The organism is Streptomyces sp. NBC_01481 (genome assembly GCF_026339995.1).
Lineage (GTDB): Bacteria > Actinomycetota > Actinomycetes > Streptomycetales > Streptomycetaceae > Streptomyces.
Genome location: NZ_JAPEPT010000002.1, coordinates 952,151 through 966,671, shown reverse-complemented (window position 1 = coordinate 966,671; position 14,521 = coordinate 952,151). Strand labels below are relative to the sequence as shown.

General features: G+C 69.2%; 13 protein-coding genes, 1 tRNA gene and 1 pseudogene. 8 read left to right on the top strand and 7 right to left on the bottom strand.

Translation table 11 applies throughout. The annotated features are described in order from the left end of the window. The first annotated feature begins 31 nt into the window (after positions 1–31). The 6 genes from OOK40_RS15085 to OOK40_RS15060 all read left to right on the top strand — a co-directional run bounded on the left by OOK40_RS15085 (position 32) and on the right by OOK40_RS15060 (position 5,457). A complete protein-coding gene (locus OOK40_RS15085; RefSeq protein WP_266480955.1) occupies positions 32–1,603 on the top strand; it encodes a LuxR family transcriptional regulator in 1,572 nt (523 codons plus the stop codon). A 103-nt stretch (positions 1,604–1,706) separates the two neighbouring features. After that, positions 1,707–1,904: a hypothetical protein gene (locus OOK40_RS15080; protein WP_266480952.1), complete on the top strand. Its 198-nt coding sequence runs from the start codon at positions 1,707–1,709 to the stop codon at positions 1,902–1,904. Positions 1,905–1,935: 31 nt separating this feature from the next. Further along, positions 1,936–3,378, top strand: coding sequence for a DUF2252 domain-containing protein (locus OOK40_RS15075; protein WP_266480950.1), 1,443 nt, complete (start codon positions 1,936–1,938; stop codon positions 3,376–3,378). Positions 3,379–3,494: 116 nt separating this feature from the next. Beyond that, positions 3,495–3,914: an SHOCT domain-containing protein gene (locus tag OOK40_RS15070; protein ID WP_266480948.1), complete on the top strand. Its 420-nt coding sequence runs from the start codon at positions 3,495–3,497 to the stop codon at positions 3,912–3,914. Between the two features lie 53 nt (positions 3,915–3,967). After that, the gene (locus tag OOK40_RS15065; protein ID WP_266480946.1) at positions 3,968–4,381 is read left to right on the top strand and encodes a hypothetical protein; all 414 of its coding nucleotides are present in this window, start codon (positions 3,968–3,970) and stop codon (positions 4,379–4,381) included. Between the two features lie 236 nt (positions 4,382–4,617). Continuing rightward, positions 4,618–5,457 carry a DUF4394 domain-containing protein gene (locus OOK40_RS15060; protein ID WP_266480944.1) on the top strand — a complete coding sequence of 280 codons (840 nt, stop codon included), beginning with the start codon at positions 4,618–4,620 and terminating at the stop codon, positions 5,455–5,457. A 403-nt stretch (positions 5,458–5,860) separates the two neighbouring features. Here OOK40_RS15060 and OOK40_RS15055 read toward each other — a convergent pair whose 3' ends face one another. Both OOK40_RS15055 and OOK40_RS15050 read right to left on the bottom strand, forming a co-directional pair. Continuing rightward, positions 5,861–6,604 carry a hypothetical protein gene (locus OOK40_RS15055; protein WP_266480942.1) on the bottom strand — a complete coding sequence of 248 codons (744 nt, stop codon included), beginning with the start codon at positions 6,602–6,604 and terminating at the stop codon, positions 5,861–5,863. Beyond that, entirely contained in the window at positions 6,601–7,989 is a 1,389-nt protein-coding gene (locus tag OOK40_RS15050; RefSeq protein WP_266480935.1) for a nitrous oxide reductase family maturation protein NosD, read from the bottom strand. The genes OOK40_RS15055 and OOK40_RS15050 overlap by 4 nt, the downstream gene beginning before the upstream one ends. Before the next feature lie 401 nt (positions 7,990–8,390). On the opposite strand from OOK40_RS15050, the gene OOK40_RS15045 reads away from it, so the two are divergent. Further along, positions 8,391–9,314, top strand: coding sequence for a Dyp-type peroxidase (locus tag OOK40_RS15045; protein WP_266480934.1), 924 nt, complete (start codon positions 8,391–8,393; stop codon positions 9,312–9,314). 77 nt (positions 9,315–9,391) lie between these two features. Here OOK40_RS15045 and OOK40_RS15040 read toward each other — a convergent pair whose 3' ends face one another. Further along, positions 9,392–11,587 (bottom strand): SdrD B-like domain-containing protein, encoded by a 2,196-nt coding sequence (locus tag OOK40_RS15040; protein ID WP_266480933.1) that lies wholly within the window; start codon positions 11,585–11,587, stop codon positions 9,392–9,394. Positions 11,588–11,938: 351 nt separating this feature from the next. Between OOK40_RS15040 and OOK40_RS15035 the strand changes: the two are divergent. Beyond that, positions 11,939–12,199: pseudogene (locus OOK40_RS15035) on the top strand (site-specific integrase); the annotation flags it as partial. A 34-nt stretch (positions 12,200–12,233) separates the two neighbouring features. Here OOK40_RS15035 and OOK40_RS15030 read toward each other — a convergent pair. The 4 genes from OOK40_RS15030 to OOK40_RS15015 form a co-directional block, all read right to left on the bottom strand. Beyond that, a tRNA-Lys gene (locus OOK40_RS15030) sits at positions 12,234–12,306 on the bottom strand. An 88-nt stretch (positions 12,307–12,394) separates the two neighbouring features. After that, positions 12,395–13,957 carry an amino acid permease gene (locus tag OOK40_RS15025; RefSeq protein WP_266480932.1) on the bottom strand — a complete coding sequence of 521 codons (1,563 nt, stop codon included), beginning with the start codon at positions 13,955–13,957 and terminating at the stop codon, positions 12,395–12,397. Positions 13,958–14,005: 48 nt separating this feature from the next. Then, the gene (locus OOK40_RS15020) at positions 14,006–14,350 is read right to left on the bottom strand and encodes a VCBS repeat-containing protein (protein WP_266480931.1); all 345 of its coding nucleotides are present in this window, start codon (positions 14,348–14,350) and stop codon (positions 14,006–14,008) included. Then, a complete protein-coding gene (locus OOK40_RS15015; RefSeq protein WP_266480929.1) occupies positions 14,347–14,496 on the bottom strand; it encodes a hypothetical protein in 150 nt (49 codons plus the stop codon). Before OOK40_RS15015 ends, OOK40_RS15020 begins: the two co-directional genes overlap by 4 nt. Positions 14,497–14,521 lie beyond the last annotated feature (25 nt).

The window sequence follows — 14,521 nt, the reverse complement described above, 5'->3', positions numbered from 1 at the left end:
CAAGGCAGCCGACAGCCAGAGGGTGGTTGCCATGCCCCCCAACTCCACAGGGTCACAGCTGACTCCGGCCGGCGACCCCCTGTTGGCCGCGAAATTCTCCGTACCCGTGATTCCCGGGACGTTCGTACGCCGCAAGCGCCTGCTGGACCGTCTCACCGAGGGAACGGCGGGACCGCTCACCCTGATCACAGGCCCCGCCGGCGCCGGGAAGACCGTGCTCGCCGCCTCCTGGGCGGCCAGGGCGGCAGCAGCGCACCCCGTCGTGTGGCTGACCCTGGAGGACGACGACAGCGCTCCCGGCGTGTTCTGGACCTACGTCCTCGAAGCCTTCAGACATCACCCGGTGACACTGCAGGCCGCCGTGGGCTCCCCTGCCCGCGCCGACAGCGTGGATCGTTCCCTGCTGGTCCGTTTCGCCTCCGCGCTGGCCCGGCTGCCCGAGCCGGTGGTTCTCGTACTCGACGGCCTCGACCGGGTACCCGACCGCGAGGTGGCCTCGGGCCTGAACTTCGTCCTGCGGCACGCGGGGCCGCAGCTGCGCCTGGTGCTGATCAGCCGGGTCGACCCGCTGCTCCCCCTGCACCGCCATCGCGCCGAGGGCAGCATCTGCGAGATCCGCGGCGCCGACCTGGCGTTCACCCGCCACGAGACCGCGACACTGCTGCGGCGGCACGGCCTCGTCCCGTCGGCGGAGACCGCCGACACCCTCACCCGGCGGACCGAGGGCTGGGCCGCCGGACTGCGGCTGTGTGCCCTGGCCATGCAGCAGACCGACGATCCGGCCGGCTTCGCCCGCTCGTTCGCCCTGTCCCAGAGTGCCGTTGCCGACTATCTGCTCGCCGAGGTCGTCGACGCCCAGCCCGCCGCCACCCAGGACCTGCTGGTGCGTACGAGCATCCTGGACCGGGTGCACCCTCGGCTGGCGAACCTGCTGACCGGACGCGAGGACGCCGAGGGGATCCTGGCCGCCCTCACCCACGCCAACGCCTTCGTGGAGCCGATCGGCAACACCCCCTGGTGCCGCTTCCACCCGCTGTTCGCCGAGGTTCTCCAGGCGTATCTGCGCAGCCATCAGCCGGGCCTCGAACCGAAGCTGCACCGGCTCGCGGCCCGCTGGTTCGCCGAAACCGGCCTGATCGTCGAGGCCGCGGAACACGCGGCCGCCTCAGGGGACTGGGAGCATGCCGCCTCCCTGGTCCTCGACCACGTCGCCCTCTGCGGCCCGCTCAACGGCCCGGACACCCACCGGATGGAACGGCTCTTCGCGGGCATGCCCGCCGACATCCCCGAAGCCTCCCCCTGGCTCCGGCAGCTGCTCGCACACCGGCCCGAGCCGGTCGACGGCCACCCGCCCGAGCTGGTCAACGGCGTGCCGCACCCGGACGGCGGCCCCGCGCACCCGGCTCCCGTCGAGACGCTCAGCGACCGCGAATGCGATGTGCTGCGGCAGGCGGCACAGATGATGTCGACCGAAGAGATCGCCACAGAGCTGTACGTATCCGTCAATACGGTCAAGACTCATCTCAGGAGCATCTACCGCAAGTTGTCAGTTTCCCGGCGCCGCGACGCGGTCCGCCGGGCAAAGGAGTTCCACCTGCTCTGAGCGGCGACGGCGCGCTCACCTTCTCCGGGTGATGCCGCGCCCCTCGCATCTCGGACAGCATGCAGGAAAGACGATCCCCCGAGGACCGATGGGGAGTGCGGGCATGCGTTACGAGTTCCGCGTCACCGGCCGCCTGTCGAGGCCCATCGCAGAGAGCTTCCCCGAGCTGGAGGAGGCCGCCGCCGCGCCGCAGACGCTGCTCTTCGGCCCCGTCACCGACGAGGCGCATCTGTACGGACTGCTCATGCGCTTCCAGGACTTGGGCCTGCACATGGTGGAGATGCGCCGACTGCCGGACTGACCGGTTCCCCCAGAGCGGCAAGGAGTGCGCGATGACAGCCACGACACCGGGCCCGCAGACGACACAGGGCCCCCGTACGACACCGGGCGAACACCTGACACCCCAAGAGCGGGCCGCCATCGGCAAGGCCGCCCGCGCCCGGGTTCCACGATCCAGCCATGCCGAGTTCGATCCGCCGTCGGACCGGACCGGACCCGTCGAGATCATCGAGCGCCAGTCCGCCACGCGCGTCCCGGAGCTCGTGCCCATCCGCTACGGCCGGATGACGGAATCACCGTTCCGCTTCTATCGCGGCGCCGCCGCGATCATGGCCTCCGACCTGGGCGCCGCGCCCCACACCGGGATCTACTCCCAGCTCTGCGGGGACGCACACCTGCTGAACTTCCGGCTGCTCGCCTCCCCCGAACGGCATCTGGTCTTCGACATCAACGACTTCGACGAGACGCTGCCGGGCCCGTGGGAGTGGGACGTCAAACGGCTCACGGCCAGTCTCGTGATCGCCGGCCGCGCCAACGGCTTCTCGGCCAAGCATCGCGGCAGCGTCGTACGGGGCACGGTGCGGGCGTACCGGGACGCGATGCGCGGCTTCGCCGGGATCGGCAACCTCGATGTCTGGTACACCCAGGCCGACACCGAGCAGCTCCGCGGGCTCATGCCCGAGTCGCTGGGCAAGAACGCCCGCGAAAGGATGTCCGAGGCACTGACCACCGCCCGCACCCGCGACGCTCAGCAGGCGTTCAGGAAGCTCACGAGCGTCGTCGACGGCAACCGCCGGATCACGGCCGACCCGCCGTTGATCGTGCCGCTGCAGGATCTGCTCCCCGACGTCGAGCGCCATGTGCTGGAGCAGGAGCTACGTCTGCTCATCCAGCGGTACGGCACCACCCTCCCGTCCGACCGGCGGCATCTGCTCGAGCAGTTCCGGATGGTCGACATCGCCCGCAAGGTGGTCGGAGTCGGCAGCGTGGGCACCCGCTGCTGGGTGCTGCTCATGCTCGGCAGGGACGACGAGGACCCGCTGCTGCTGCAGGCCAAGGAGGCCGACCAGTCGGTGCTCGCCCCATACGCCGGTGTCGGCCAGTACGAGAACCAGGGCGAGCGCGTGGTGTCCGGACAGCGGCTCATGCAGGCCGCCGGCGACATCTTCCTCGGCTGGGAGCACGTCACGGGCATGGACGGTCTGCAGCGCGACTTCTACGTCCGCCAGCTGCGCGACTGGAAGGGCATCGCCCGGCCCGAGCTCATGGACGCGAACCAGATGGAGTTCTTCGGCACGCTCTGCGGTATCACGCTGGCCCGCGCCCACGCCCGCTCCGGCGACCGGATCGCCATCGCCGCCTACCTCGGGAGCAACGACTCCTTCGACCGGGCGCTGGCGGAGTTCGCCGAGCTCTACGCCGACCAGAACGAGCGCGATTTCCAGGCCCTGACCGATGCTGTGCGCACGGGACGGGTCACCGCGGAGACCGTCTGATCCGGGTCGGCAAGTCCTACGGATTCACCCGTGACGGGTGAGGGCTCGCGGGGGGAAACGAGGAGTCTGGAAACAAGCGGACCCCTGGGGTCCGAAAGCGAGGCAGGAGGAGAGCTATGGCTGGCGATCTGGTCCTGGCGTACGACTATCCCGTGCTGGGCGCCTTCTGGACCGTGATGTGGATCTTCCTCTGGATCATCTGGCTGATGCTCCTGTTCCGGATCATCATCGACATCTTCCGTGACCACGAGATGAGCGGATGGGCCAAGACGGCATGGCTGCTCTTCGTGCTGATCATCCCGTTCCTCGGCGTCCTGGTGTACGTGATCGCCCGGGGCAACCAGATGGGCAAGCGCGAAATCCGGCACGCGCAGGAACAGCAGGCAGCCGTGGACACCTACATCCGGGAGACGGCCGGCGATGCCGGGGGCGCCAAGAGCCAGGCGGACGAACTCGCCAAGCTGTCCGAGCTCAAGGCCAAGGGCGATCTGTCCGAGGCCGAGTTCCAGGCGGCCAAGGAAAAGATCCTGCACTGACCCCCTCCGGAGTACGTGACCGATCTCAGAAGTACGGGAGTAGAGGAAACGTCATGACACAGACAACTCACCGCTCCGAGGGAGCACAGGCGGCAGCCGGCGGGCTCGTGGTGTTCGCCGCGGTCATGCTGATCATCACCGGTGTCATGGACCTCTTCCGAGGCATCATGGGCATCGCCGAGGACGACATCTTCGTACGGACACCGAACTACACGTTCCAGTACGACGTGACCGGCTGGGGCTGGTTCCACCTGATCCTCGGAGCCGTAGCCATCCTCGTGGGTCTGAGCCTGTTCAGAGCCCCGCTCTGGGCACGGATCATCGGCATCGCGGTCGCGGGAATGCTCATCATCGCGAACTTCCTGTCGCTGCCGTACTACCCGATCTGGTCGGTCATCTGTATCGCCCTGTACGCGTTCGTCATCTGGGCGCTGTGCGTCGTGAAGCGGGACACGATGACCGGCTGACGGCGGGCGCGGGAGCGGACGACGCCCTGCGACAACAGCCGGGAACGACGCGGCGCCCCGACCGGTGAGGACCGGTCGGGGCGCCGCGTTTGCGGGTAGGCCGCCTCCGAGGGCGGCAACACGGCCGTCTATGCCGCCGTATGGCCGTACTCGATGTGCCCGGGGGATGGCTGGCTGTTTTCGTCGTAGGGGTGGCGCCCCGGCTGAGCGGGCGCCTCGACTCCGTTGGAGATTTCATGCGCAAGGCAGTCCTCGCGGTGGCGCTCACCGCTGCCCTGTCCACCGCCGCTCCCGCCCTGGCCGCTGACCCCGACCTCGGTGACGGCCGCCAAGGTCTGAAGGTGACCGGGCTGACCAGCGACCAGCTTCTGGTGCAGTTCCGCACCAGCAGACCCGGCTCGGTCACCTCGATCGGAACCGTCACCGGCCTGCAGGGCGACACAGCTCTGGTCGGTATCGACTACCGCGTCCAGAACGGCCTGCTCTACGGCGTCGGCAACGCCGGCGGCGTCTACACCATCGATACCTCGAACGCCGTGGCGACTAAGGTGTCCCAGCTGAGCATCGCCCTTCAAGGCGCCTTCTTCGGGGTGGACTTCAACCCGGCCGCGGACCGGCTGCGGATCATCAGCGACACCGGGCAGAACCTGCGCCACAACGTCAACGTCGCCATCGGCGGAACGGTCCCCGACACCGACCTCACCAACCCACCTGCCGTTGGACCGGCCCTCGGCGTGACCGGGGCCGCCTACACCAACAACGATCTCGACACGGCAACAGCCACCAGCCTGTTCGACATCGACACCACCAACGATCGCGTCTCGCTGCAGTCCCCGGCCAACTCCGGCACCCTCGCCCCCACCGGAAGCCTCGGCGTGGACGCCGGGCCCAGCGCCGGCTTCGACATCTACTTCTCGTCCAAGGTGGCCAGCAACCGAGGCTTCGCCGCCCTCGCCACCAACGGCTCCTACCGCTTCTACGAGGTCAACCCGCTCACCGGGGCGGCCACCGACGCCGGCGCCTTCCCCTCCAACCGCCAGGTCTTCGACGTCGCCCTTCCCCTCAATCAGTGGTAGTCCGCCCCATCGGCACCGGGTGAGGCGTAACCGCACGCACGGCAACTCACCCGGTGTTCCGCCCGCCCGCACAGAACCTACGCGGCCGCTCAGGTCGAGCTGGAGTCCGACCGCAGTGCACGATCCGTCCCATGCCGCCGAAGGCCTGACACACAGCGAGCCCCGGTCTGTCTGCGTTCCCCATCGCGGACAGGCCGGGGCTCCTCCGCGTCTTGATCGTTAGCCACTCGGGCCGACAGCCGGGCCGGCAAACGCCCGAATCGGGCTGCGCAACGAGATCAGCCCCAGGTCAGATGTGTTCTGACCTGGGGCTCAGCTGTAGGCCGTGTGGGACTCGAACCCACTGAAGGGCCCTTCAATGTCACCGCCGCCTGCTCGTCCCAGTCTGCGGCAGATACGTCTACTACTTCGCAGCGGAGAGCTTCGCCACCAGCCACCCAGTGCCGGCGCCCAGCCGAGCCGAGAAGCGGCGCAGTCCGCCGTCCGCGTCGATCCAGTAGCGGGTACGGCCCGCTGTGGTGCGGCCCGCACCCGGGGAGGGCTCTTGGGACGTGGTGGTGGACGGGCCCGCGAAGACCGTGACGGGGACTCCTCCTACTTCCTCGTGCCGGAGGCTCCGTGCCCCGCTGTGGAGCAGCAGTTGGGCGTTGTCCGGTCGGTCGGCGGCCAGATTGAGCAGCAGGAGCAGGGCGGTGTCGATGGTGGACGTCTTCGCGGTGAGCGCGCGTTGGGTCCAGCCGTCGCGGGGTGGGTGCGGGGGAAGGGGGCCCGGCCAGTTGCGCTGGACGGAGACGGTGGTCCGGTCCCAGCGCAGTAGGTGACGACCGTGTTCCAGGACACCACCGTTGCCCTGGAGGATGGCGAGTCCCGTTGAGTGGCGCCAGTCGAGGCGGCCGGTGAGCCGAGCGGAGTGCCCTTGGACCGGGATGTCGGCTGTGACCTGGGCGGTGCCGCGCCGGTAGTTGGTGAACCGGGTGAGAGCGAGCAGTTCGGCTTGCCGGGCGGTCAGTGCGGGGGCGCTGGTGGCGGAGGCCGGGGCGGATGGCTTTTCCTGGGTGCAGGCCGTGCCGCCGAGCAGGGTCAGGAGAGTCAGCGCGATGCAATAGGCCGAAACGGCCGGCGAGGTGCGTCGGCGCGGGGGTCTCATCGGACGGTCACACCTTGGCGGGGACGTACGGCGAGCAGATCCGGGCCGGGGAGCGGCACGCGGTCGGGGTCGACGTCACCGGGCAGGCGGACGGCGGGGGTGGCGGGTGCGGATTGCGCGTGCGGGAGTTGCGGCTGGGCGGAGGGCGGGGCGACATCCAGGAAGGGAATCCCGGCCGGTGGCGGGGCGGTGCGTGGGCGCGGCGCCGTGGCGGAGGTCCTGCTGTTTCCCCCAGGACAGGGAGCGGTGTGCGGAAGGTCTTCCGGAAGGGTGCGGTGCAGGGTGTTTCCGCGCAGGCAGTTGCCTTGGCCCGGGGCTCGGGCGGAAGCCTGGTAGGAGATGTCGACCGCGTTCGCGGACAGGTTGTTGTCCTCCAGCCGGTTGTCCAGGGGAGGTACGTCCTCGTGGGAGGCGAGAACGATGCCGGCGCGCGAGTTTCCGCTGACGCGGTTACGCAGCAGTGCGTTGTGCTGCCCGCCGGCGATACCGATTCCGATCCCGAAGCCTCCGTCGGCCTGCTCGGGTGTGTCGGGGGCGTTGTTGTCGGCGACCAGATTGCCGGCGACCACGCCGCCCGTTTGGGGTACGTAGGCCTCCTGGTAGTCGGTGTTGACCGTCAGTCCGACCCGGTTGTGGGCGAAGCGGTTGTGCAGCACCCAGACGGGTCCGCTGGCGTTGGTGCCCTCGTAGCCGACGGCGTTGTGTTCAGCGATGTTGTCCTGGACAAGTACGTGGCAGGGTTTGCACTGGCCCACGTAGAGGCCGGAGTCGGCGCTGCCCGAGGCGTAGTTGCGCTCCAGTACGCCGTGCCGGGCGTTGAACGCGTAGATGCCGTACAGGCCGTTGGCGTGGGCGGTGACATAGCGGACCCGGAAGCCGTCGAGGGGAGGGAAGCGGGCCGGGTCGAGGTGCTGGTAGCCATCGCTCCCGCGGGCCAGTCCGCCGTCGGCGTCGCTCATGCCGGTCACCAGCACGCCGTTGAGGAGGTGGTTGCGAACGGTCAGGTTCTCCACCGAGACGCCCGCGGCGGTGACCACCACGCCGTTGGAGCGCCTGCCCTCGCCGTCGATGACCACGCGGTTGCGGTCGGTGCCGCGCAGCACCACACGGTCGGTGCGCACTGTGACGCTCTCGTGGTACACGCCGGGTGAGACGAGCACCAGGTCGCCGGGGCGGGCCCTGTCGAGGGCGGCGTTGATCGTGGCCGCCTGCCCCGGTACCCGGATGGTGGCGGAACCGGTCGAGCGGGCGGGGCCGTTGCCGTGGCCGGCGGTACTGGTGGACGCTCCCGAGCAGCCGCCGCACAGGAGCACGGTGACCAGCACGCAGCCGAGCGTCGCAGCGCGCCAACTGCCCCCTGCCGGGCGGACGATGTGCGGGGTCATGCGAGGTTTCTTCCGATCCATAAGGACACCGGATCCTAGCTTAAAGTAGTCGAGTGACCACAGAACGTACTCACTTGGGCGAATCAGGCACGGAACAGGGGCTGTCGCGGCGCCGGGTGCTTGTGAGGGCATCGGCAGCCACGGCGGCTGCCGGGATCGCCGGGTATGCGGTCGCCGCGCGGCAACTGCCCACCGATCTCCCGGCCGACGGGTCGCAGGGGGGAGCAGCGTCGGAAGGCTCCCCTGCCGGAGCGCGGTCCGCACCGGGCATCACGGCCGTGTCCGCCCGGGGCAGTCGTCAGGCCGGAGTGGACCGCCCGGTGCAACCCCAGCAGCATTTGGCCCTGTCGGTCCACGACCTGCCCGGCGTGGGCCAACCGGCCGCTGCGGATGCCGGCTTCGTGAGCCGGAACACGCATCTGGTCGCCGGGCTGGGCACCCGTGCCCTCGCGCTGACGCAGAGGGGCGATGCGGCCCTCGGCGGGCTCCCGCCGGGGGACCTGACCGTCACCGTCGGGGTGGGCCCGCGGGTCGTCGCCGCCGTGGACAGGGGCCTGCCCGGGGCGGTCGAACTGCCCGCCTTCGCACGGGAGGAGATGACGGACGCGGCCCGGAGCGGCGACCTGATGGTCCAGGTCTGTGCGTCCGACCCCCAGGTGGTGACCCTGGCTGATGGCGCTCTGAGAACCTGGCTCCGGGAACGCTCGGCGGCTCCGCGCTGGGAGCAGTACGGTTTCCGGTCCCCCGCGCCCCGCGACCGGCCCGGGCCGGTGCGCAATCTGCTGGGGTTCCTGGACGGCATGACAGTGCCGCGCACCCCCCAGGAGCTGGCCCGTGAGGTGTGGCTGCCGGCCCCGGACAGGGTGCGGGGCGGCACCGTCGCGGTGGTGCGACGCCTGAGACTGGACGTGGCACGCTTCCTCGCCCAGGACCTCGACCGGCAGGAACGGGCGATCGGGCGGCGCCGCGAGGACGGTGCGCCGCTCAGCGGCGGCGGCCCGGACGCTCCCCTGGACCTGGGCGCGAAGTCCGCGCAGGGCCGGTACCTGGTCCCGGCGCTGGCACACGCGCGGCGTGCCCACCCCAACGCCACGGGCAGCGGGCTGATGCTGCGGCGCGGCTACAGCTACGCCAACGGGCCGGACGACCGGGGACTGCTGTTCATCTGCTTCCAGCGTGAGCTGCGCACCTTCGTGGCCACACAACAACGGCTGGACGACGGGGACGAACTGTCCGGTTTCGCCACGGCCACCGCCTCCGGCACCTTCCTGGTGCTGCCGGGCTTCTCGGCCGCACGTCCCCTCGGCGCCTCGCTGTTCTCCTGAACTCGGGGAAGGCCAAAGGGCCCGGGCCCCGCTCGTAGCGGCGCGGCCCGGACCCTCCGGTCGGCTGGGGCGGGCGGTCAGGTGCCTGCCCACATGCCGGCGTCCAGATCGTGGTCGACCGTTCCCGGGGGTCCGGTCGTCACCCTCGCCACGGCGGTCGGGGAGGACACGTTGCCGCCGGTCGGCTCGGCGTCGGAGTTGGTCGCCGGGTCGGACCCCGTGGTGGGCGTCCACTTGAGTTTGCTGATGTCCCTGAACTTGAACGGGAGCGTGCTGGTGTTGGCGGTGGTCTTGTCGAATTCCACCGTGTAGTCGGTGTTCGGCTGGAGTCCGTCGCGGTGGTCGAAGTAGTACTCGCCCTTGGCGTTCGTCTTCTTGGTGGCGACGACATTGCCCGCTGCGTCCCGCAGGGTGACCGTCACTCCGGGGAAGCCAAGGGATTCGTAGCCGTCACTGTTCTGGCTGCCGCCGCCATCGTCGACCCACACGCGGTTGCCGATCTGTACCGGTGGCTCGTCACACAGCAGTTCAAGGTCGCCGAGGCCGTGGGCCTTGGCGAAGCCGCCGTCGTTGGCGTAGACGACGCCGAATCCCTGCTGGGAGGGATCGGCGCCGCGGCTGCCCGTCGTACGGTCGAACCATCCGATTCCGCCGGACTGGATGGTACGCACCGGGTCCATGACAGTGCTGGCGATCGTGTCCTGCTGCAGCGGCAGCGCCAGCGCGCCCTGCGCGGTCTCCCGGTGGATGGTCCCGCTGTACCAGTTGTCCCCGGTGAAGAACTCGCTGCCGGCGCGCGGGCAGTCGGCGCTGCCCTCCCAGTGGTAGGTGCCGTCGGACTTGCGGCACACCTTGTTGATGTCGCCGCCGGTGTTGCCGTTTTCCAGCGCCATGCCGGTGGCCGGGTTGGCGTTGGGCATCATCAGACCGGACTGGTCGCCGTACCGGTCACGGAAGCCGAGGACCAGGCCTCCGTCGCGCTCCACCTCGATGTCGCTGAGCATGGGCTGCGGATATGCCTGGATTCCCGTCGGGAACTGCGTCAGGTCGTCCTTCGTCCAGGGCTTCCAGTTGCCCGGGGTGGGGTCGACGGCCGGGTCGCGGGGGAAGTTCAGCGGTGCGTTGACGATCGGCGCAGCACCGAAGGTGCCGGTGGCGGGGTTGTACGTCCACACCACGGCCCGCAGATCGTTCACGTTCTGGGTGCTCTCGGCGGAGCAGACGCCTCCGACGTAGAGCACGCCGTCCCGTACCCCAAGACCCATCGGCCGCCAGTCGCCGGCCGGGGTGCAGGCGGTGTCCGGGATCTTGACCGGCGCCCGCTTGGGGGCGATCGCCGATACCAGTGTGGCGTCGTAGGTGTAGAGGTTGCCGTCGTTCATGTTGACGACGTACAGCTCCGAGCCGTCCGAGGAGATTTCGATGTCTCCGAGGGACTCCTTGCCGGGCACGTTGGAGAAGGGTGCGTCCACGCGGTCGGCCTGATTGTGCGGCGTGCCTCCCGCTGACGGAACGTCGGCGAACACTCCCGTGACGCCGGTGTTCCGGTCGGTGACATAGATCGCGCCCTGGCCGTTGGGGCCGTATTCGGTGTGACGCTTGGCGTAGGCCCCGGAGAAGATCCGCTTGTCCTTCTTGCGGTACGCGAGCCCGTAGAGGGCTCCGGTGTCCGGTACGTGGGCGATCGGCTTCGGATTCGTGTTGTTGCCCAGGGTGTCGCCCCGGGAGTTGTACGGGAAGGTGACCAGGGTCTTGCTGCCCGGATTGGTCGCCGCCTGCTGGCAGGCCGTGGCGAGGGTGGGGTTGTCCTGGCAGTAGTCGTCCGGGGTCCACACGCCCAGGTTGAGCGTGGTGTCCTTGCCCTTCCTCAGGTCCACGTAATTGAGGTGGGAGGAGAGTCCGGAGCCCGCGAACGCCGGATGGAGGAATCCCGTGCCGGTGGCCGGGTCGTACTTGTTCGGCCAGTCGGTCAGCTCGATGCGGTACCTGCCCTCCGAGTCGAGCCAGTCGTCGAAGTCGATGGTGACGGTTCCGTCCGGGCCGACCGGGTAGAACCGCTCCTCTCCCGAGTCGTCGCTGGTGATCCGAATCGTCGCCCCGGCCAGGGCCGTCTGGATCTGCGGGTTGAGATCTCCCTTGGCCGCATACTCCCTGAACACATTGACGGTCAGCTTGCCCTCGCCGGTATCGGCCGAAGCAGGCGCCGCCGGAGCCAGCAGGGCGCCGGCGCAACTCAGCGCCAACACCGCCTGCCAGGTTGCTCGTCTGATCACGTAATTCCCATCCTTGCCTCGCAGTCGCCATGGAGCAGCGCCTTGAGCAGGTTCGGCCCGTGGCGCCGGGTGTGCGGTGGGTGTCGGCATCAGAAACGCAGGTCAGGTCTCGCTCTCCACGCCGGGACATGAGCCCTGGCGTAACGCGACCACTCGCGCCCCATTAGCACAAACTAGCTCAGAGTAACCATTCGAATATGTACTGTGACTACCGACGAATGGGTGACACGGACTCGGGCCGGTACGTCCACGGGGCGCGGCCATCCGCCGTCCCGCGTCAGCAGCGGTCGCCGCCGCCCAACAGTCCGGGATACGAAACCCGTCACGACCGGACCGTCCCGCGTTCCGTACCTGTCAGCGGGCGGCACCTCCACACGATCAAGGAGACGCTGCGGCACTCCACGATCACCCTGACGTCAGACACGTACACGAGCCTGCTGCCCGAGTTCGACAAAGCCGCGGCGGAAGCCGCCGCCACGGTTGGTGCCCCGTGCGCGAAAGGCCGCCTCCGCAGCGGCTGCTGCCGGGCCGTCCGCTCACGCATCGCTCACGCATGAGGCCGGAAACGACGAAGCGCCCCGACCGGCCGAAGCCAGTCGAGGCGCTAAGTAGCAGGTCAGAGGGGTTAACCCCTCGCTGCCGCAGGTAGGCCGTGTGGGACTCGAACCCACAACCAACGGATTAAAAGTCCGCTGCTCTGCCAATTGAGCTAACGGCCCTCGGCACAACATCCCTGAGCATAGCCGGACGGGACCGGTGAGCCGATCGGGTATCGGATCACCGGCCCCGTCGAGGTGCCGCGGCAGGTCACCGACGGGACGTCTCGCGGGCGATGGTCCGGGGGTGGTTGCGGTTGAGGAACCAGTGGCGGGCCGAGGCCAGCCACCAGGCCGCGGCGAAGCCCAGGACGGCCAGCACTGCGACCGGGGCGTAGTTGAACGTCTCCCAGGTGACCGGGGAGACCTGCGGAAGCATGAAGAGCACGGTGATCACCGCGACCCAGATCACCGCCACGATGCCGATCGGGCGGGACCAGCGGCCCAGGTGCCAGGGGCCGCGTTCGAAGCTGTCTCCGCGCAGCAGCCGCAGCAGGGTGGGGATGACGTAGGCGATGTAGAGGCCGATGACCGCGATCGAGGTCACAGCGGCGTACGCGGTGACATTGATCAGATACGGCAGACCGAGGACCAGCGCCCCGATCGCCGCGAGCCAGACCGCTGCGACGGGCGTCCGGGTCCGGGGGCTGACGGTGTGCCAGACGTTCGAGAACGGCAGGGCGCCGTCCCTGGAGAAGGCGTAGATCATGCGGCTGTTCGCGGTGACGGACGCCATACCGCAGAAGAGCTGCGCTCCGATGACGACCAGGAGCAGCAGCTTCCCGGCGGTCGCGCCGAGAGCGTCCAGCAGGATCTGGGCCGGCGGCGCTCCCGTCGGAGAGGTGAGGGCTCCTTCGTACGACTGGATGGCGAAGGTGAAGCCGAGCAGCAGGACGAAGCCTGCGATCCACGAGGTCCAGATGGACTGGACGATGCCGCGCGGTCCTGCGGTCGCGGCGTCGTGGGTCTCCTCGGTCATGTGGGCCGAGGCGTCGTAGCCGGTGAAGGTGTACTGGGCCATCAGCAGTCCGATGAGGACGACGTAGATGCCGCTGCCCCAGCCGGTGTTGTTGACGAACTTCGTGAACACGAAGGACGCGGACTGGTGCGAGTCGGGCGCGAAGGTGAGCGCACCGACGATCAACGCGACGCCCAGCACATGCCACCAGACGCTGACGTTGTTGAGGATCGCGACGATGCGTACCCCGAAGGTGTTGAGGAGGCCGTGCAGCATCAGGATCGCGGCGAACAGCAGGATCGTCCGGCCCGGTGTGACCTCGAAGTCGAACTGGAGATTGAGGTACGCGCCGAGGAAGGAGGCGGCGCCGAAGTCGATGCCCGCTGTGACGGCGACTTGGCCGAGGACGTTGAACCAGCCCGTGAACCAGGCCCAGGCGGCCGCGGTACGTGGCGGTGCCAGCCGGTGGGCCCAGAAGTACAGGCCCGCGGAGGTCGGGTACGCCGAGCAGATCTCGGCCATCGCCAGGCCGACGAACAGGGTCATCAGGCCGACGGCGACCCAGCCCCAGGTGATCACGGCCGGGCCGCCGGTGTTCATGCCGAAGAGGTAGAGGGTGAGACAGCCGGAGAGGACCGAGATGATCGTGAAGGAGACGGCGTAGTTGGAGAACGCCGACATCCGGCGGGCGAGGACCTGGGTGTAGCCGAGCTGGGCCAGGCGCTCCTCGTCGGAGCCCGCGGAGGGTGGTGTGAGGGCGGCTTCGGGAACGGGTGCTGTTGGCGGGGGGCCTCCCGCAGTGGTGTCATCTGTCATGCCCCCAGCAATTCCCTTGCCGGGGGCACCACATGCGCCACCTGTGGCCTAAAACAGCGCCCGGTAGTACTGCCAGCCTCTTCCGATCTGTTCCGTGGAGCCGAACGAGCCCCTGCCGTCGCCCCGGTTGCGCAGCAGCTTGCCGTTCGTATCGCGGGAGAGTAGATCGCCCACACCGTCGCCCGTGATGTCACCGACCGCGATGATGTCCGTGCGCCCCGCGCCCCAGTTGCTGAAAACCAGTGTCCGCGGCTTGAACGAGCCCGTCCCCGTCCCGTCGTAGCGCCACAGCTCACCGCCCGCGTCACGCGCCAGCAGATCGCCGATGCCGTCGCCGGTGAGGTCGTCGGCGCCGATGATCTTCCAGCCCTTCCAGCCCGAGCCGATCTTCACGGCCGGATCCTGACGACCTCTTCCGGCTCGACCTGCCCGGCGGCGACGGCGACACCGCCGGGAGCCAGCCCGAGACCCCCGGCGATGAGGGCGGCGACGGCCCCGAGCACGAGGCTGCGTCTGGTACGTGCGGCGGTGCGGGTCATGCGTACCCCCTAGCGCGGCTCAGCG

Bases quoted from the DNA above. Each gene is read 5' to 3' on its own strand.
- OOK40_RS15050 (WP_266480935.1), bottom strand. From the start codon at position 7,989: ATGACCCCGCACATCGTCCGCCCGGCAGGGGGCAGTTGGCGCGCTGCG.
- OOK40_RS15075 (WP_266480950.1), top strand. From the start codon at position 1,936: ATGACAGCCACGACACCGGGCCCGCAGACGACACAGGGCCCCCGTACG.
- OOK40_RS15055 (WP_266480942.1), bottom strand. From the start codon at position 6,604: ATGAGACCCCCGCGCCGACGCACCTCGCCGGCCGTTTCGGCCTATTGC.
- OOK40_RS15015 (WP_266480929.1), bottom strand. From the start codon at position 14,496: ATGACCCGCACCGCCGCACGTACCAGACGCAGCCTCGTGCTCGGGGCC.
- OOK40_RS15080 (WP_266480952.1), top strand. From the start codon at position 1,707: ATGCGTTACGAGTTCCGCGTCACCGGCCGCCTGTCGAGGCCCATCGCA.
- OOK40_RS15085 (WP_266480955.1), top strand. From the start codon at position 32: ATGCCCCCCAACTCCACAGGGTCACAGCTGACTCCGGCCGGCGACCCC.
- OOK40_RS15060 (WP_266480944.1), top strand. From the start codon at position 4,618: ATGCGCAAGGCAGTCCTCGCGGTGGCGCTCACCGCTGCCCTGTCCACC.
- OOK40_RS15065 (WP_266480946.1), top strand. From the start codon at position 3,968: ATGACACAGACAACTCACCGCTCCGAGGGAGCACAGGCGGCAGCCGGC.
- OOK40_RS15070 (WP_266480948.1), top strand. From the start codon at position 3,495: ATGGCTGGCGATCTGGTCCTGGCGTACGACTATCCCGTGCTGGGCGCC.
- OOK40_RS15025 (WP_266480932.1), bottom strand. From the start codon at position 13,957: ATGACAGATGACACCACTGCGGGAGGCCCCCCGCCAACAGCACCCGTT.